Source organism: Methylomonas fluvii (assembly GCF_014850975.1).
Taxonomy (GTDB): Bacteria; Pseudomonadota; Gammaproteobacteria; order Methylococcales; family Methylomonadaceae; genus Methylomonas; species Methylomonas fluvii.
On record NZ_JACXST010000003.1, the window covers coordinates 1,520,962 to 1,539,879 of the forward strand.

An 18,918-nucleotide genomic window follows, 5' to 3' on the forward strand; every position below is an offset into this window, starting at 1 on the left:
CTGATTTTCTATCGATTACCGTGTATGACATACCGTTCTCCTAAGACTATGGGTTTTCCTACTCGTAAGGCTTTTCGGAAACCGCCCTGTTTTTTTCAGTGGTAACCAGCTCCACTTGGCGCTAATCTCCTGCGCCCTAACAGAAAGCTGAGCTGCGGAGCGAAGCGGAGTCAGCTCGAGCTTTTAGTTGATGTGCGCCATGATGCGCATGACCACACTTGAAAATGAGGCGAAAAAAAATTCAAAATTTGAAGTACGTAACCGCTTTTTGGTATCCGCTTTAACAAAGTTAAGCGCGTACCAAAAAGCGGTTACGCTCAAAACCATTTTTTTTCGCCTTTGTCTAATTTTTGCCATGAGATTCATGTCGTCGAATCAACAAGTTATTAAGCTGATAACGGTATATCAACCACGAAACTTGGGTTGCAACAATTAATTCGTGAACTACAAGGATTTTTCCCTTCTGTATATCATCCAAACTGCGTTAAAAATCGGTTTTGGAGATTGTTATGTTGCCCGTTCCCGCATCCCTTAGTCAGCCCGCGTAGCGCCGAATAGCGAAGCGTATTCGGAAGAACAAACTTCTTCGTGCGACTAAACTCCACTAATCACACCCACCGTTCTACAACGGCAACTTAAGAATATCAGCGCACGTAAACCGCCACATCTACCAACTGATAGACAAACCCCCTCACCCCTACCCCTACGTAAACAAATAAATCAATCGCAACAAATCCGCCTGCCTTCTCGTCCCAGTTTTCCCTAACACCCCATGCAATTGGCTACGCGCGGTACCGGTGGTGATATTCCACTGAGCACTGTATTCAGTCAGGGTCAATCCTTCCACCAGACTTTTACACAAGCGGATTTCGGCACGGGTCAAGGCATATTGGCGTATGAACTGCTGCCATTTCAGGGATTGAAAATGACAGAAATAATGCAGCTTAAGCAGGTAGCGGGCGGCATGGGGAATGCTGGTGGCGGGCTTGGGTAATTGATGGCAGCTCAGCAGGATTCTTTGCGATTCCTGGTCATTTTCCAGCAAGAGACAAAGTGGCTCGGTGTGATGAGCTTTGCCAGTGCCGAAGCTTTCCAGTTTGGCGGCGTGTTGGGGGTTGAGTAGTTTAAATCCCGGCGACAGCGCAAACAGCGTGGGGTGTTGTTTGATGATGCCGGTGGCTTGTGGCGATATATAAATCAGTTGTTTTTGGCTATCCAGTAATAGTTCATTTTCATCCCAGCTTTGCAGGCAATGATGGCAATGCGGGGTGGAAAAGGTCTTGTAAAGATCGTCCTCGACGCGATCTGATTCTCTTCGTCTTAATTGTCCTCTGCGCTCTAGCATGGCTTGACTCTCCTTAGTGCACAAAATCAGTCTCCACTAAGTATAGAAGGTCGACGACAATGTGCCGGCTGATTTAACTAAGTCCTTTGATATTGGCGACCCGATGTCCTCACTCAGCTCAAAAATATCGCCGCGCAGGCTTGGTATGCCACCCATTTAATCCGGTAGTTTGAATTCAGTGTTCCGAATCCTGCGTGCGCTGTCATGACGAGAGCAACTTATTCAAGGGGCAATTTATTAGCCCACGCCGTTAGGTTAAGGGTTCCGCCATTTCGCAAAAGCACCCAAGCCGGTCAACTGGGATAATGGGGAGCTGTTTGAAAAATCTCCACCGGCCCGGCCTTTTCCGAAGAGGAAATGACAATAACCACGTTTTACCCCAGAGTATCTGGTGAATATCCGGCGGAATGATGTAAACGAGTTGTTCAAAAAATATTCATCTGAAAATCCAGCGTTCGTTCCGCTAACCAGACCAAAGCCACGGAGACGATGGATGCCGAACCGGTTTTCATCACCAATACCGGATAATACCGGTAGCGGCTAAAGCCGGTTATCAAAGGCAAAACCGCACCGACAATCGCCAACTGCCCTGCTTCCACACCCAAATTAAAGCCCCATAGCGGTAATATCCGTTGCGTATCCGGCAAGCCCATGTCCAGCAGCACACTAGCGATACCCATGCCGTGAATCAAGCCGAAAGCAAAGGCAAACCAGGTGCGGCGTTTTACCAAGACCGGATAAATATTATTCAGCGCCGCCAATACCACCGACGCGGCAATGGCCGATTCCACCCAGCGGGACGGCAGTGAAATGTAGTGCAACACGGTCAGACTCAAGGTTAATGAATGTGCCAGTGTAAAGGCTGTAACCACCCCCAGCACGTCGAAAAATACCGACTTAAAGCTGGGTTTTGGCTGCCAAACGCCCTTCTCCCATGCCAAAGCCGCCGGCAGCAACAGACTCAGCAAAAATAGGATATGGTCAAAGCCGATCCAGATATGCCAAAGCCCTTCGTAACTAAAATGGCCCAACGTTCGCCACCAGGATTGCTCAGCGTCCAAGATAAACTCGCTGGTTTGCCGATCCGGACTAAAGATCGCAGTATCGGTTTGACCGGCATGAACAACGCTTATCAGCCCGCGATGCTGCGGGTCGAGATCGAAAAGCAAGCGATATTCTATCGACAACGGCCCGGACGCAGACGGACAAATCGCCCGGAAATTTAATACGGCGTAATGACCATCGCTGTGTTCGTCCACCCGTAAATCCCCTGCCTGCAGCGAACAGACTTGCTTAGCCATCGTCATTTGCAAACGACTCAGCGCATAGGCATACACAACATCCCGACTATTTCGCAACTCCGCCCAGGTAATATTGCCGTCGTCGTTGGTATCCAAACCCAAGGCGTAATCCAGGTCGCGTAAGGCAATATCCCATTGCCCGGAGATCTGCTGCCCGTCAACCTGCACCGTCATGTAACTATCGCTGGCCTTATGGGCAAAAACGCTAAAACTTGCAGTCAGCAGCCAGACCATGATTAACCCGACCCAAATGACCCCGGGTATTCGGTTCGAGCCTAACCCGTCTAAGCTTGGCGGGGCCTGCCCGTCGACAGGCCTGCCGTGAGCGCAGTCGAGAGGCCCAGGGCAAACAGTATTTAAGGGGTGAAGTAATTTTTCCGGCCCGTTCATACTCCGCTCCCACCAATTTGCGCGAGTAGCGTTTGCAGTCGCACATCTTGCAATTTGGACTCACTTAAAAAAGTCAGCAGCGGTTGAAGCTCTTTGCCGGCTGCCAGCGCCGATTCCAAGAAAATGCGCGCATCGCGCGGCTCGCGCTGCACGGCCCAATTGGCTTGCGCCAGCGCCAGCGCCGATTCAGGCTGGTTCAGCACATGCAATAAAAAACGCGCCTCATCGCCTTGATGGCTAGTATCGCCGCGCATGCGGCTGGCAGCAAAGCGAGCGGTCAGCGCGTCTATATGCACAGCGACAATTGGCAGCCGCAATGCTTTTTCGGCAAAAGTCAGCCGCAGTAACAAGCCATCGGCACGCGTATCGTTGGCTAACAATTCCACCACCTCTTGGAAACGATTCCGGTCTAATAAATAATCGGCATAGGTAGCCAACAGATAACCATTGCGGCGCGGCATTTGCAGCGCCTGCCGGTAATAACCGTCGGCCGCATCGGTATTACCCATGCGCTCGGCCATTTCCGCCAGCGTGGTCAATGCCCATTGTTTATCTGCCGGTGCGGCACTTCGCACAGTGCTTACTGCGAGAGCCAACTGGCGATAAGCAGTGTCGAGCTGGCCGGAAACACTCAGAATGGAATTTAGGCAAACTTGGCCAATCAGCGGCTCAGCTAATTTCAGCAAAGGTATACAACTGTTCCGCGCTTCGGCGTGTTGGCCTTGCACTTCCAAAATGGCCGCCCGCGTTAACCAGGCTTGTGCCAAGCGCGGCTGACGCGCCAAAGCCCGATGCAAATAGTCCAGGGCCGCCGGAAATTCGTGGCGATTTTGAAACAAGGTCGCTCGCAACGTCAGCACTTCGGCTGTCGGCTGCGCGACCGCCAGCCAAGGTGTCAATGCGGCTTCCGCGTAGCCGAAATAGCGTGGGTCGGATTCGGCGCGGCCCAGTTCTATATAGCGCCGGACTAAAGCTAACGCCGGTTCCAAGTCATTGGGCTGCGCCGCGACTTGTTTGCGCAAGTAACGAATTTCCAGCCAACTGTCGCCCCTGGCCGGCAAGACTTCGACGATTTCGTCATCGGTCTTGGGTAGATAAGCTTGCGCCTCTGCCTCTGCATCGCTGAACACAGCAACAGACATCAATAAACCTAATGTAAGCCAGTGCTTCATTGACTCCTCCTTCGGATGGTTAGCTAACAGGGGGCGAACGCAGCCGCCCCCTGCCCTCTTCTAATTGTTTGGACAACTTCCCACAGCCAGGGAGACGGCATCGAAGCAACTGGCCTCACCAGGGTCGACATGGCGGCTTTGCCGGCCGCTATTGGCAAAAGCGACATAAGGAAACACTTCCTGATAGCTTCTATCGTTGGTGTTAACGCCGTCTGCGATCCGGTTATTCGGAAAACTGTTAAACGCCGGATTCAACACCCCTACCACCGCTTGCGCGGCAATATCGGTGACGTCGTCGGAGACCCGCCGCCCGTTCGGAAAACCGGCGCTATCGCCCGCCAGAAACGCCATGCGTTTGCGGGCGCTTGAGGGCGCGGGACCGATGCCGGTGTTCAAACGCAGCAAGTCAGCCACCGGCCCGCGCTGCGCTGGAGAACAGCCGGGACAAATCGGCGCGGCATAAAACACCAAGGGGCCTAGATCGAAACTGGGGTTGGCCGGATTAACGCGCGGTGGCGTTGGAATGGGTACCGCACCGCCGTAAGCGGCGTTGACGACTCTAGCTAAAAGCGGGTCCAGCACATAACCGGCAAAACTCGCGTCGTCCTTAGGTTCGCTCATGCTGAATTTGTCTTTATCGCCGGTGCCGATCAACACTTCATTGATCAACGGGTTACCCATGCGCTGTATCTGCACATAGGCATTGGCGAGTTTGGGTTTGCCGCCCGGTCTATCGGCATACGCTTTGGTGCGTGGCCGCGAGGTGGTGGCGTAGGTGCCGATTACCGCCAAGGCTTCGCCGGCGCTATGTTGCTTGCCGTCCTGGGTGAGCATGGCGATAGGCAATTCGATGGCGATGGAATTGACGTTGTAACCGGACACGTCGTCGGACGCGAAGTTTTGGTTTTCCGCATCATTTTGATCTTCGGAAAACACCCCCGGCACGCCCACGCCGGACGCACCGGCCCTAAAGTTAAAGGTATCGAAAGTCGCGCCCAAATCGATGTAAAACGGATCGTCGACGGTACCGGCAAACACGCTAACCCCGCCGCCTAAATCATAAATTCCCTGGCTGGCCAGATTTTGATAGTTGGGCATGGTGCGCGGTCCGACGTTGGAAGGCACAGCGTAGAGCTTTTGCTGATTGGTCAGATCGATAACTTGCCGGTTGGCGCCCTTCCCTTTGATTAGCGTCACCGTATAACTTTGCCGCAACCCCAAACCTTCCGAGCCTGGGCCATCCAGCGCGGTAATGGCCGGCGGCACAATCAAGGTACCGGCTGCGATCGGGTTGGGTGAATTAGCCGGCGCTACAATGCCGGTGCCGGCACCGACAAATCCGGTAAACACGCCGGGCGAGCGGTTTTCGGTTTTAAATCTGAACTGGAGGGTAATGTCTTCGTCGGCGTCGAAATTGTTATCCACTTTCATTTCATACAAAATTTCCGGATCGAACGGAAAATAATTCGGGCCGTTGCTGGGTTCCAGCAAGGGATCGACATTCAGAATCATCGTCACCTTGCTGGGATCGTTATAACTGACAAAGGCATACCAATCGGTGATGTCGGCCTTGGTATCCAACGCAGTTAACGGTGCTTCGCGATGATTGGCGGCCTGAACGGACGGTAGGCCGCCCATTAATAGTAATGAGCTGGCGAACAGTGTCAGCGGCCAACGGCTGTTGTGATGTAAGTCTTTCATAATCAAATTCCTCATTAGCTAATGTCGCAGCTTCAGCCAGCTGCGTTAGGGAATACGCGGAAAATCGGCAAACGGATGCCGGAAAATGGAATTTATGCCAAACGGACCGGGCTGGCCGCTTGCGCGTCGGCTCGCGGCGCGGATCTAGCCTTGCCCAGCCGGCCACCGAGCACGAACAAGCCGGACAAACTCAACAGCATCAAGGTTGGGGGTTCCGGTACGCTGGCAATCTGGGCATTAGCGACGTTGAGAATGTGTAAATTCCAAGCTGCCGTGCGATTCGGTTCGACCGGATCGCCATTGCTATCGGTTAACGAACCTTCGCAAAACCGGCCGTTCGAACAACCGAAAGCGGCGGTGAATTGCGGATCGGCATCCCTTAAAAAACCATCGGCTAGCGCGGTACTGACCGAAAAGTTGTCGTATTGAGTCAAGGTTGCCAGGTAATTCCCGGCGACCAGATTGATGGCCAGATAACTGTCGAATTCACCGTAATTGAAATTAACCCCGTTCGACAATTGGCTGCCGCCCAAATCGCCGTCGTCTTGCTCGGCCAATTGGTTGCCGGCACCGTCCCACAGCGTCAAAATCGGATCGAAACCGCCGCCCAACCAGGACGAGGTAAACAAGGTCACCGTGCCGGGCGAGCCGAGCGAAAAGGCAAAGCTCAGCTTATCGTTATCGTTGGCAAAGTTGCCGTTAAAATCAAAGTCCGCGGCCGCAACCGCCGTGGCTGCAGTCAGGCAGGCGCCCAACAACGCAACCGGAAATAGCTTTTTCATCGTGGCTTCCTCTAAGTCTGTGGTTAGAAATAGCAAGCCTCCAGCGGATTTCGCATTCGGATGGTGAGACACGGCATTCGCGCCGGCTTGCGATGACTGATACGCGGCAAATTCGGCGGTGGATGCAAAACAGGTAAAAAATATTTGCGGAGGGTTTTGTACAACGAGCTTGGTCCGTACTTGGCGCATAAGCATCTTTCGATAGCGAACGACACGGGCATTTAACCAGTGCAAAATCAGCCGCTTGACTATTTGCCACGCGCAAACGGCTGTTTTATAGTGGTTCAACGGCCAACTCTTAGTGTCTGACCTCTTGAATGCGGCTACCAAATCTTGGCAAACCAAGAGAAATCCATATGCCTTATGTCGCCTGATTCACACTTTAAGTGCTATCCCACCATCGTCGTGCATCCAAACCAACCGATGCAGCGTATAGCTTTTTAAAGGGACACGAGAACAATGGCGGATAGCGATTTGAACGATGACGAGAACAGGCAACCAGCAACACCTGCCGACGAAGCCTTATTGCGGGAATGGCTTGGCGGCGTCGTGGATCAGGATCAAGCCGCGTTGGGTAAGTTGTACGACACCTTGGTTGATCAGGTCTACGGTCTGGCGCTACGGATCACCCGGCGGGCGCAATGCGCCGAAGAAGTGGTTCAAGACACGTTCTGGCAGATCTGGCGGCAGGCGCCGCGCTTCGATGCAGAGCGAGGTTCGGTAAAAGCCTGGGTGATGACGATGGCTCGCAGTCGGGCACTGGACGCCTTGCGGCAACTCGACGGTAACCTAAGTGAGTTGGAACCGGAGGCGCTGGCGCTGATCGAAGCCCCAGCCGACCAAATGCCACCGGATTTACTATCGGCAGTGCAGCACGGCCATCGCTTGCAAACGGCCCTGGCGGCTTTGGAGCCCTTGCCCCGGCAATTGGTGTCTTTGGCTTTTTTCCGAGGTTTGAGCCACGACGAAATCGCCGCCTGCAGCGGTTTGCCCCTGGGTACCGTGAAATCGCATATCCGCCGGGCGTTGCAGACGATGCAGCAATTTTTGACAGCCGATACTGGCGAGGTTAACTAAGCAATATGACAAACAAATTCCCGCCTTTGGATAGCACAGACGCCACCGACTTGCAGCAGCTTGAAACGCTGCTGGCCGACGGCTTGGCACCGATTCCGGTTGCCGGCGCACGCCGCACTGCGCTACGCCAAGACCTGATGGCGCAAGTCACGGCCAGCCTTGCCAAACAAGCCGGCTTACTCACCGTGCGCGCCAGACACAGCCCCTGGCAACCCCTGAAAGCCGGCATCCGCGTCAAACCGCTCTGGGACGGTGGCCGGCAAGGCCATTCGGTATTGATCGAATTCGCCCCCGGCGCCAGCCTGATACCCCACCGCCACAACTGTCTGGAAGAAGGCATCGTGCTGCGCGGCGATTTGCAAATGGGCGACTTGCGGCTCGGCCCCTTGGATTACCACGCCTCGCCGGCCGGCAGTCGGCACGGCGGGATAAGTTCGACGAATGGCGCATTGGCCTATTTGCGCGGTACGTCGCTGGGCGATAACCGTGAGGTATTGCGGGAAGTGTTGGGCGGTCTGCTGCCGTTTGGCAAGGATGATTCGGTTAGCGTGTTTGCCGGGCAAATAGACGACTGGCAGGAAATAGCCCCCGGCGTCTGGAGAAAACCGCTGTGGCGGGACGGGGAACGCGAATCCAGCTTTTACCGCTTGGAAGCCGGCGCCAAATGCCCGGCACACGGCCATCAGCTGGAAGAGGAATGCATGATGCTGGACGGCGACTTGTTTATCGACGACCTTTTGCTGCGCGCCGGCGACTACCAACTGGCGCCGGCCGGCAGCGCGCACCGCGAGGTCTATACCGACGTTGGTGCGACGCTGTTCGTGCGCGGCGGCAGAGATTACTGACCGGTTTATCCGCGCCGGAGTACCCTGGCGGCTTAGCCTTAGTTGATGTCTTGACTGTTTAAATAGTCTTCATAATTACCACTGAAATCGACGATGCCGTTCGGCGTCAGTTCGATAATCCGCGTAGCCAGCGAGGAGACAAACTCACGGTCGTGGCTGACGAAAATCAGCGTGCCGGGGTAGTTTTCCAAAGCCGCGTTCAGCGATTCGATCGATTCCATATCCAAATGGTTGGTGGGTTCGTCCAAGACCATGACGTTATTTTTTTGCAGAATCAATTTGCCGAACAACATCCGGCCCTGCTCGCCACCGGAAATGACTTTGACGGATTTGTAGATTTCGTCATTGGAAAACAGTAAACGTCCCAGCGTGCCCCGAATAGTTTGGTCGTCGTCCGATTCCTTACGCCATTGGCCCATCCATTCGATCAGCGGCATGTCTTCGGCAAAATCTTCGGCATGATCCTGCGCAAAATAACCGACATCGGCATTCTCGGCCCATTTCACTTCGCCGCTGTCGGGCGTCAAATCGCCTACCAAAGTTTTCAATAAGGTGGACTTACCGATACCGTTGGGACCGATCACCGCCACCCGTTCGCCGACCGCGATCATCACATTCAAGTTTTTAAACAAGGGTTCCGTACCATAGCCTTTGGCCAAATCCTTGGCTTCCACCGCCAACCGGTACAATTTTTTAGCTTGATCGAAACGGATAAAAGGATTAACCCGGCTGGACGGTTTGACTTCGTCGAGCTTGATTTTTTCCAACTGTCGTGCGCGCGAGGTGGCTTGCTTGGCTTTGGAAGCATTCGCCGAAAACCGCGCCACGAAGGTTTGCAGCTCAGCAATCTGAGCTTTTTTCTTGGCGTTGCCGGCTAGCAATTGTTCGCGTACCTGGGTCACGGCGGTCATGTAATCGTCGTAATTGCCCGGGTACACCCGCAATTCGCCATAGTCCAGATCGGCCATGTGGGTGCAGACGCTGTTCAGGAAATGCCGGTCATGCGAGATGATCACCATCGTCGAGTTGCGCTCGTTAAGAACATTTTCCAGCCAGCGGATGGTGTTGATGTCCAAGTTGTTGGTCGGCTCGTCCAGCAACATGATGTCCGGATTGGAGAACAAGGCTTGCGCCAACAGCACCCGCAATTTCCAGCCAGGTGCTACCGCACTCATCGGGCCGTTATGTTGTTCCAGTGGAATATCCAAACCCAGCAATAACTCGCCGGCCCTGGCCTCGGCGGTATAGCCACCGAATTCGGCGAATACTGTTTCCAGATCGGCGGCGCGCATGTAATCGTCTTCGCTGGCTTCCATATTGGCGTAAATCGCGTCCCGTTCCGACATCGCCGCCCACATTTCGGCGTGGCCCATCATCACCACATCCAGCACTCTTTGCTCTTCGTAGGCAAATTGGTTTTGGCGCAAGATACCCACGCGCTCGTTGGCGTCGATGCTGACGTTGCCCGATGTAGGCTCCAAGTCGCCGCTAAGGATTTTCATGAAGGTAGACTTGCCGCAGCCGTTGGCACCGATCAAGCCGTAACGGTTGCCGTTGCCGAATTTGACGGAAACGTTTTCAAACAGGGGCTTAGCCCCGAATTGCATGGTGATATTAGCGGTAGAAATCAAGAGAGTGTCCGAGGATTAAGAGTAAAAAGAGCGTTGTCGCCGCTTGAGGCGTAAGACGAAATAAATTAGGTTGACGCGAAAATCGGTTATTTTACCAGACTTTAGTCGACGATCATTTACAGTAATGAGTCACTGACCATCCCCACATGAACGCACTGCCCGCCACCACAGAACAAATTTACCCCATCTTGTATAGCTTCCGCCGCTGCCCGTATGCGATGCGGGCGCGCATGGCCATTGCCGTAGCGGGACTGAGCGTCGTACTCAGAGAAATCGAGTTGAGCAATAAACCCGAAGCCATGCAGGCCATTTCGCCGAAAGGCACGGTGCCTGTATTGCTGTTACCCAACGGCGACGTCATCGAGCAAAGCTTGGAAATTATGCAGTGGGCCTTGGCGCAACACGATCCGCAAAACTGGCTGGAGCCATCTCCACAAGACGCGCAGAGATTGATTGAATGGAACGACGGCGCATTCAAACACTATTTAGACCGTTACAAATACGCAGACCGCTATCCGGAACAAACACCAGCCGACTATCGTCAACAAGGCGAAGTGTTTTTAGCCGAGCTGGAAACCCGCTTGCAGCGGCACAAATTCTTATGCGGCGATACTTTCAGTCTGGCCGATGCCGCCACGCTACCGTTTATCCGCCAGTTTGCCGCTGTGGATAATGCTTGGTTTGAAAGTTCGCCGTATCCAGCCCTGCAACAATGGCTGGACACGTTTTTAAGGTCCAATTTGTTTGCAGCGGTTATGCGAAAATACCCGCCCTGGAAAGTTGACGACCCGTTAGTCCTTTTCGGCAACGAGGCCGGCCTCGTATCATTTTAATAGGTGCCCGACATGTTAAAAATCTACAAAAAAACCATCCGCATCGACAGCTCCGGCGCCCATCCCCGCCTCGAGTCACCGCCGCAAAGCAAGCTGTCCAGTGCGCTGAGCATTCCGGCGATGATTGCCGGCGCGATACTGGGCACCGTGGTATTTTCAGCGTTTTTTGCCTTACTGCTGATTCCGGTGGCGATAATCGGTATCAGAGGCTGGTGGTTGCTGCGAAAACTTAAAAATGCGCGGGGCGACGAACAAAGCCTGGAAGCCGAATATACCGTGGTCTCGGACACCTCAAAAAAATCCGATTCCGACTGATAAATCACCTGCTTAACAACAAAAAAAGCCTCCACCTTGAGCAGGATGGAGGCTGTGGAATGTGTAGCGTTACAACGAGGAGGTACTACGAAAAAACTCAGAACCTGACGGGTTTGGCCACTTCGATATTGCTAAACAGCGAAGCAGCGCCAAAAAACAGTGTGGAAAGAACAAACTGACCGGACAGAAAGCTGAACATACCGGTTGCAAAAAACAATCCGGTGACTATGTCTTTATACAGATTGCTTGACTTGTTCATTTTTTCCACCTTGACTGGGTTTCAGTCGATTCATTGAAGACGGTTTAACTATAAACCTTTGCTGTTTATTTACAATAAGGCATTTATTGTATGATTTGTTTCTTATTTTGAAACAAATATGATTAAACACGACTGTTCCCCAACCAAGTTGAACCTCAACCCGGTTCACTGATTCAAACGTACGCTATCGATATTGATGCAGGAGGATGTAGTCATGAGCCACCATTTAAATCTGCTGCGCGCCATATTCCAGGACCCGCTTAGCGGTAACATCCATTGGCGGGAAATAGAATCGCTGTTGCATCACCTGGGCGCCAACCTGCAACCTAGCCATGGTGCGCGCTTTCACGTGATGCTGAATAATGTCGAAGGCGTGTTGCATCATCCGCACCACAGCGGCATATGCACTAAACAAGAAATCAAACATCTGCGCGAATATCTGGCAAGCGCCGGCGTCAGTCCCTCCGCCTATGAAGAACAGCGCAACAAACCACGTTAGCCCAACGCCGGCTCTAAGCTATTAAGGTGTTAAGCGCTTAACATGACCATGGTCCACAGCAAGGATTGAACTAAACGCCCGATGAAATGGATTACAAAAAGCGTATTGCTGGCAGTGTTGCTATTGCCTGTATTGTCCGGACTGGCGCTATGGCTGGCAATTGATGACACGCCCAAATTACAAACCCGAGCCGACCTGACACCGGAACAAATTGCCCGCGGCAAACTGATTTTTCGGCAAAACGATCCGCGCCGTTTAAAGTCAGGCGCTATCGCCCAAGTGGCACTGGATCAACAGGAACTGGACCTGGCGATCAATTATCTTACCAATCAATACGCCAACGGCGTGGCGGGTTTACAGATCTATCAAGGCCGCGCCCACATCGAAGCCAGCTTGCCTTTGCCCCGTAATCCCGTAGGCCAGTATCTGAATTTGACGCTGGAGCTTAAGCAAACCAGCGACTTACCGGAAGTAGACCAACTGTCTTTGGGGCAACTCCGGCTGCCCGGCATGCTGGCCAAACCCTTGCTGAAATGGGCGCTCAACACCTTGCAACCAGCAGCTGATCGGCAAGCCTTCGCCGATATTATCAAGCATGTGCTGTTTCAACCTCAGCGCCTGACGGTAACCTATCGTTGGCAAGCTGACCTGCCCGGCAAATTGCGCGGCGCCTTGCTAACGCCTGATGACCAACAGCGTCTGCAGGCTTATCAGCTGTGTTTAGCGGAACTAAGCCGGACAGATAGCAAAAGCGTCAGTCTCACTGATTTCAGCAAGCCGCTGTTTCAGCTGGCCGCACAAAGAAGCGCCAGCAACGACCCGATTCAGGAGAACCGGGCATTGATTCTGGTATTGACGCTTTATGTCAATCAACAGCGCCTGACGAAAATCCTCCCGGAATCCAGACTCTGGCCCCGCCCGATTTGGCACCAAATAACGCTTAACGGCCGCGACGACCTGACCAAACATTACTTGGTTTCGGCGATGCTGGCGGCCTATTCCGGCACCCCGCTGGCCGACGCGGTGGGTTTGTTTAAGGAAATAGAAGATTCGCGCGGCGGCAGCGGTTTTTCGTTTAACGACCTCGCCGCCGACCGGGCCGGGACGCGCATGGGCGAACAAGCCGTTGCCAGCCCGGCAATGGCACGGAAAATCCAAACGATTATGGCTGTCGCCAACGAAAATCAGATGATGCCGGCTACCGCCGATTTACCGGAATCGCTAAGCGAAGCCGAATTTATCCGCCGCTTCGGCGGCACCGATGGCGAGGCCTACAAACAACTGATGCAAGACATTGAAAACCGCATCGCAATCTTGCCGGCATCGCGCTAATGATGGCTGAATGAAAATCTCGCTAAGCGGGGAGCCGCCGCAAACTGCCAGCGACTAATCACAAGTGCCTTTTGCCCGCGCCAACAAGGCCGAAAACTCCTCGGCGGCCATCGGCTTGCCGAACAGATAGCCCTGCGCCTCATCGCAATCGTTTCGCAACAAATATTGCGCCTGTTGCTCAGTCTCCACGCCTTCGGCTATCACCTTGAATTTCAGGATCTTGGCGATGGAAATAATCACCATCACGATCGCGGCGGCGTCAGCGTCGTCGGGTATATTCGCCACAAACGAGCGATCGATCTTCAGCTTATCGAAGGCGAACTGCTTGAGTTGATTCAAGCTGGAATAACCGGTGCCGAAATCGTCTATCGAAATTTGCAACCCGGCTTCTCTGAGCTTGGCCAGGACAGCGCGCTTCCGCCCCGGATTGCGGATGAACAAACTTTCCGTCAGCTCCAATTCCAGATATTCGGCGGGCAAGCCGGTTTCGTTGACAATGGCGATAACTTGCGCGACAAAGTCTTCCTGATCCAATTGCCGCGCCGAGACGTTGACCGCAATCGTGAACGGCGGATAGCCGCTTTGCCGCCAAATTTGGCTCTGCCGGCACGCCTCGCCCAACACCCACGCGCCTATCGCCTCAATCAGACCGATTTCTTCGGCGACCGGAATGAACTGATCGGGCGCTATCAAGCCCAACTCGGGATGCCGCCAGCGGATCAGCGCCTCGGCGCCGACGATCCGCCCGGAACCCAGATCGATTTGCGGCTGGTAGTGAAGAAAAAATTCGTCGCGTTGCAGCGCCCGGCGTAAGTCGCTTTCCAGACGTAGCTTGGTCGATACGACAAATTCCATATTGTCTTCATAAAAACAGTAGGTATTGCCCTGCTCCTTGGCGCGGTACATCGCGGTATCGGCGTGTTTGATCAGCAAACCGCTGTCGGCGCCGTCGGCCGGATACAGCGAAATGCCGATACTGGAGCTGATGTAAAACTCTTGCTCCATCAGCGCGAATGGCTGAGCAATGGCGATACGGATCTTGTCGGCGACGGCAGCGGCGACTTGCGGATTGCTGATATTTTCCAGCAACAGCGTAAATTCGTCGCCGCCAAACCGGGACACCATATCTTCCCGGCGCACACAGCCTTGAATCCGTTCCGCCGCGGCTTTCAACAACTGGTCGCCAACATCATGCCCCAAGGTGTCGTTCGTCAGCTTGAACCTATCCAAATCCAGAAACAGCACGGCGTGAAGCTGATTTTGATCCGCGCTGGCGGCTATCACCGAGTTCAGCCGGTCGATGAATTGCGTGCGATTGGCCAGATTGGTCAAGGGATCGTGGTAAGCCAGGCGATTTAAGGTCCGCTGCGTCAGGCTGGCTTCCAACAAATGCGCGATACGTTTACGCAATACCGCGAAATGAATCGGTTTGGGAATGTAATCGTTAGCCCCTATCGAGAAAGCCAATTCCACCGAATGGTCGTTTTCCAAAGCGGTAATCATCAGTATCGGCACCTCGGCGCCGTGAGGCAGCGCGCGAATTTTGCGGCAGGCCTCGAAACCGTCCATCTCCGGCATCATCGCGTCCATCAAGATCAAATCTGCCATTTGCCGCTGGCACAGCGCCAGCGCCTGCCGACCGGTGCCAGCCAAATCCACCCGGTAGCCATCTTTCTCCAGAACATCTTGCAAGGCAAACCGCATGGCTCTATCGTCGTCCGCCACCAGGATTCTGGGGCCCGCCTGCGGGAGCGGCTCAGCGGCGGCGTCCCCGCCCATTTCCAAGCCCAACAGTTGTTCAATGAACCGGTATTCGTCGCGCAACTGCTGCAATAAGGCCTCGCCGTTTTCAATCTGCGCTTCAGCCGCCTGCTCTTCCAGTTGCCGGGCAATCAGCGCCAGCTTTTCCGCACCCAGATTGCGGCTGGCACCCTTCAGGCCGTGGGCCGATTCGCGTAATTGCGCGCGATTGTCCGTCGCCAGCGCCAGAGCGATTTGCTCGATTTGCGCCGGTGCATCTTCCAGGTAATAGCCCACCATCTTCACAAAACCCTGGCCGATTTCATCGCGCAATTGGCGTAAAACCGCGTGATCCAGCGTCTCGATTGCCTGCTCCGGCGCGAGCGGCTCGGCGGTCAAACACGGCCTGCCCTCGAACCAACTCAGCAGTTTCTCCCGCAACGGCTTCAGCTTGATCGGCTTGGCCAGATAATCGTCCATCCCGGCCGCCAGACATAAATCGCTATCGCCTTGCTGGGCGTTGGCGGTCATCGCCACGATGGGCAGCCGGCCCAGCGGTTCCGGCAACAGTCTGATGCGCCGCGTCGCCTCAAAGCCGTCCATAGTCGGCATATGGCAGTCCATCAGGATCAAATCGAAAGCCTGATGCTCCAGCCAGGACAAGGCCTCGACGCCGGAACCGGCGATTTCGTAGCGGCAACCCAGCCGCTCCAGCATGCCAGCGGCCACCATTTGACTGGCACGGTTGTCTTCGACGATCAATATCCGCCGGCCGAGCACGACGGTTTGCTCGACCTCGAACGCCAAGTCGGATGCGGGTTCTTGATAATCCTGACCGGCGGTTAATATGAAATCGTATAGTTTGGAAACCTGTACCGGTTTCGCCAATTGCGCCGCCACGTTTGGCAAGCGCGGCATATTGACGGCATTGCCCGGGTCGGACAGCAACACGATTTTGACATCCGCGAGCGCCGGGTCCTGAACGATCATATCCACCCAAGTGGCGTCGCCGGCATCTCTCAGATCAATGATGACAAAATGATACCCCTGGTCCTGATCATTGGCGGAACGCAACATATCCACGGCTTTGATACCGTAGCCGCTATGCCGGTAGTGAATTTTCCAGCGCTCAAGACTTTGCGCCAAAAACTGCCGCATTTTGTCGTTCTCGGTTACGACCAATATCCGCAAATTGGCGAAATAGGCTTGCCGGGCCTCAGAGATGCCCTCGGTACCGCGCGGCGGATTGAAGGGTACGGTAAACCAGAACGAACTACCTTGCCCTTCCCGGCTTTGTACGCCGATTTGCCCCCCCATCAGTTGCACCAATTGCCGGCAAATCGCCAATCCCAGGCCGGCGCCTTCATAATGCCGGGTCCTGGAACCGTCGGCCTGGACAAAGGCTTCAAAAATACTGGTTTGCGCTGCCTCGGGTATGCCCATCCCGGTGTCGGTCACGCAAAACCGCAACGGGATGGCATCGCTCTCGGTCGCGTCGGCATGCACATCAATGGCAATGCCGCCTTGTTCGGTAAACTTCAGCGCGTTGCCGACCAGATTAATCAGGACCTGCCGCACCCTGGAAGCCTCGCCGTTCAACACCAACGGTATATCGTCGGCTATCGAGTAGGTGAGCTGCAGATTCTTTCGATGCGCCTGAGCGGACATCAACTCGACGACTTCATCCAAGGTTTCGTAAAGCACGAAGTCGACCGGCTGCCGCTTCATCATGCCGGATTCGATGCGCGAGAAATCCAGAAGATCTTCGATTAACTTCAACAGTGCTTCGCCGGCGTTACGGGCTACCATCGAGTATTCCAGCTGCTTGGGCGTCAACCCCATGTCCTGCAGCAACTCCAGCATACCCAGCACCGCGTTCAGCGGCGTGCGTAGTTCGTGACTGACATTGGCGGCAAACTCGCCTTTCAGGCGCGCCGATTCCAGCGCCGAGTCGCGAGCCCGCTCCAACTGCTTTTCCCGGGTTTCCAACACCGCCATCATCGTATTGAAGGCTTCGCCCATTTCGATAATGTCACGCGACCCGCTCAAGCGGGCCCTCACGTTTTTCGCGCCGGCCGAGGCCTTGCGCATCCTCAGCGCCAGTTGTTGAATCGGCAAAGTCAAGCGCCGCGACATCGCCAATAGAAACAGCAGAAACACCGTGGCCGAGCCGCTGGACGCCATCAAAGTGGTCCAGCGAATTTTTTCTTTCATGACATTGAGCGATTGCTTGCCCATCACCAAGCGCACGTAGCCGACCAATTCCGGCGTCGGCGTGTGCGCCTCGAACGGTGACGCCTCTTGCTCCGCGGTGTTACGCGCGTAAACCGGCGCTGCAAAATACCAGGCTTGTTCGTCCTCATGCACCAAGGCCAGGGATTCCGGCCAGCGCGCCGCATCGACATCGGCGGCGGGCATGGCCGGTTCGCCGCGTTCGAATAAAGGCTTCAGGGCATTGTTGTAAATGGCTACGCCGCGCACATCAGGAAACGCCAGGAAGCGTCGGGCCGGTTCCTCGGCATTCTCCCGGCTGGCATACAGCAAAGCCAGCGTACTCTGCGCAGCAAAGGCTTCCGTAGATTGCCGGCCTTGGGCGATCCATTTATCGCGAACGATGTAGTAAGACAGCGTGGAAATGCCGAATGCCGACAATATCGAGATCACTACCAGACCGAAGCAAAAGGTCACGGCAAGCTGTTGCAGGAAACTCGCCCGCTTGAACCTAGGCCATCGCAAACGCTTCATGGCGTTTAAGGTACCGGGAAAACCATCGCGAATTCGCGGCGTGTCTGACTGGAAAAACGCAAACCCAGATGTTCCGCGGTGCGTAAATTGACGGCCACCAGCAAATCCCGCAGCAGTTCGACCGATTCGAATTTGCCGCCCGCTTGTAGTTGCTGGATGGCCAGACCGGCCAAACTGCGGCCCATGCTGAAATTGTCCGGGTACAAAGAAAATAATGCCCCTTTGCGCACATGGTCGAGGTTGCTGGAAAACACCACGAAATTTTTCTCCCAGGCTTCGCGCAGCACTTCCGGCAACAAGGACGATTCGTCCATGGCGGCGTTTTCGCGCGGCAGCCAGAGAGCGATGGAATTGTCTTTAATTTCCAGCAAAATCTGCCGGAACTGATCCGAGGAATCGTGTAAGTTGCCGGTCGGCTGCGCCACCAGCGTCAAGCCGCGTTCAAGAGCCGCCCGCCCGGCGCGCTCGATCTCCCAAGCGGTTTGCCGAGGATCGTAGATCACGGTAATTTTTTTCACCTCCGGCACCAATTTCTTCAAATGGTCAAACATGGCTTCCGGGGCCGGCGTCAGACTGATACCGGCCAAGCCTTGCACCTCGTCCGGGCGGATCATGGTCGCCCCTATCACCACCGGAAATTCCGAGGATACCGATTTGGCGACCGCTAGGCCGGCGCGGCCCAGCGTCACGACCACATCGATCCTGTCATTTTTCAGGTCCTGAATCAATTTTTCGACGGACTTGTCGCGCTCACTCAGCAGGTAATGCCCAACCGGCTTACCCAGCTCCTGTTCCATGCCGCGCGCGATCTCCATGAACACCGAACGGTAGGGCTCGCGCACATCGGGATAGACGATGGCAACGGTGGGCGCTTGCGCCCAGGCGCCGCCGCAAAAAGGCCACAGCAGGCATAAGGCCAACCCCAGCTGAAGAAATAGTCTATAGAACAAA

15 protein-coding genes are annotated in these 18,918 nt (G+C 54.6%); 6 read left to right on the forward strand and 9 right to left on the reverse strand.

The annotated features are described in order from the left end of the window. Positions 1-703: 703 nt before the first annotated feature. From EBB_RS24525 to EBB_RS24545, 5 genes are all read right to left on the reverse strand, one after another. Entirely contained in the window at positions 704-1,345 is a 642-nt protein-coding gene (locus EBB_RS24525; RefSeq protein ID WP_192396252.1) for a helix-turn-helix transcriptional regulator, read from the reverse strand. Between the two features lie 425 nt (positions 1,346-1,770). After that, on the reverse strand, positions 1,771-2,880 hold the full coding sequence (locus tag EBB_RS24530) for a HupE/UreJ family protein (RefSeq protein ID WP_192396253.1): 1,110 nt from the start codon (positions 2,878-2,880) through the stop codon (positions 1,771-1,773). A gap of 152 nt (positions 2,881-3,032) precedes the next feature. Beyond that, positions 3,033-4,208 (reverse strand): tetratricopeptide repeat protein, encoded by a 1,176-nt coding sequence (locus EBB_RS24535; protein ID WP_192396254.1) that lies wholly within the window; start codon positions 4,206-4,208, stop codon positions 3,033-3,035. Positions 4,209-4,268: 60 nt separating this feature from the next. Further along, positions 4,269-5,909: a DUF4331 domain-containing protein gene (locus tag EBB_RS24540; RefSeq protein WP_192396255.1), complete on the reverse strand. Its 1,641-nt coding sequence runs from the start codon at positions 5,907-5,909 to the stop codon at positions 4,269-4,271. A gap of 92 nt (positions 5,910-6,001) precedes the next feature. After that, positions 6,002-6,691 carry a DVUA0089 family protein gene (locus EBB_RS24545; RefSeq protein WP_192396256.1) on the reverse strand — a complete coding sequence of 230 codons (690 nt, stop codon included), beginning with the start codon at positions 6,689-6,691 and terminating at the stop codon, positions 6,002-6,004. Positions 6,692-7,150: 459 nt separating this feature from the next. Here EBB_RS24545 and EBB_RS24550 point away from each other — a divergent pair, with 459 nt between their 5' ends. Beyond that, positions 7,151-7,768 carry a sigma-70 family RNA polymerase sigma factor gene (locus EBB_RS24550; RefSeq protein ID WP_192396257.1) on the forward strand — a complete coding sequence of 206 codons (618 nt, stop codon included), beginning with the start codon at positions 7,151-7,153 and terminating at the stop codon, positions 7,766-7,768. Between the two features lie 5 nt (positions 7,769-7,773). Then, entirely contained in the window at positions 7,774-8,613 is an 840-nt protein-coding gene (locus EBB_RS24555; RefSeq protein WP_192396258.1) for a cupin domain-containing protein, read from the forward strand. Positions 8,614-8,651: 38 nt separating this feature from the next. Here EBB_RS24555 and EBB_RS24560 read toward each other — a convergent pair whose 3' ends face one another. Continuing rightward, positions 8,652-10,244 (reverse strand): ABC-F family ATPase, encoded by a 1,593-nt coding sequence (locus EBB_RS24560; protein ID WP_192396259.1) that lies wholly within the window; start codon positions 10,242-10,244, stop codon positions 8,652-8,654. Positions 10,245-10,390: 146 nt separating this feature from the next. On the opposite strand from EBB_RS24560, the gene EBB_RS24565 reads away from it, so the two are divergent. Then, positions 10,391-11,077 (forward strand): glutathione S-transferase, encoded by a 687-nt coding sequence (locus EBB_RS24565; protein ID WP_192396260.1) that lies wholly within the window; start codon positions 10,391-10,393, stop codon positions 11,075-11,077. Between the two features lie 12 nt (positions 11,078-11,089). Then, a complete protein-coding gene (locus EBB_RS24570; protein ID WP_192396261.1) occupies positions 11,090-11,392 on the forward strand; it encodes a DUF805 domain-containing protein in 303 nt (100 codons plus the stop codon). 97 nt (positions 11,393-11,489) lie between these two features. On the opposite strand, the gene EBB_RS24575 is transcribed toward EBB_RS24570, so the two are convergent. Continuing rightward, positions 11,490-11,651 (reverse strand): hypothetical protein, encoded by a 162-nt coding sequence (locus EBB_RS24575; protein WP_165786391.1) that lies wholly within the window; start codon positions 11,649-11,651, stop codon positions 11,490-11,492. 214 nt (positions 11,652-11,865) lie between these two features. On the opposite strand from EBB_RS24575, the gene EBB_RS24580 reads away from it, so the two are divergent. Then, the gene (locus EBB_RS24580; protein WP_192396262.1) at positions 11,866-12,150 is read left to right on the forward strand and encodes a type II toxin-antitoxin system HicA family toxin; all 285 of its coding nucleotides are present in this window, start codon (positions 11,866-11,868) and stop codon (positions 12,148-12,150) included. A gap of 81 nt (positions 12,151-12,231) precedes the next feature. Beyond that, complete coding sequence (locus tag EBB_RS24585; protein ID WP_192396263.1) at positions 12,232-13,482, forward strand: YfiM family lipoprotein; 1,251 nt, start codon at positions 12,232-12,234, stop codon at positions 13,480-13,482. Positions 13,483-13,536: 54 nt separating this feature from the next. Here EBB_RS24585 and EBB_RS24590 read toward each other — a convergent pair whose 3' ends face one another. Beyond that, complete coding sequence (locus tag EBB_RS24590) at positions 13,537-17,967, reverse strand: EAL domain-containing protein (RefSeq protein ID WP_192396264.1); 4,431 nt, start codon at positions 17,965-17,967, stop codon at positions 13,537-13,539. 5 nt (positions 17,968-17,972) lie between these two features. Beyond that, positions 17,973-18,917: an ABC transporter substrate-binding protein gene (locus EBB_RS24595; protein WP_192396265.1), complete on the reverse strand. Its 945-nt coding sequence runs from the start codon at positions 18,915-18,917 to the stop codon at positions 17,973-17,975. Between the last annotated feature and the right edge of the window lies 1 nt (position 18,918).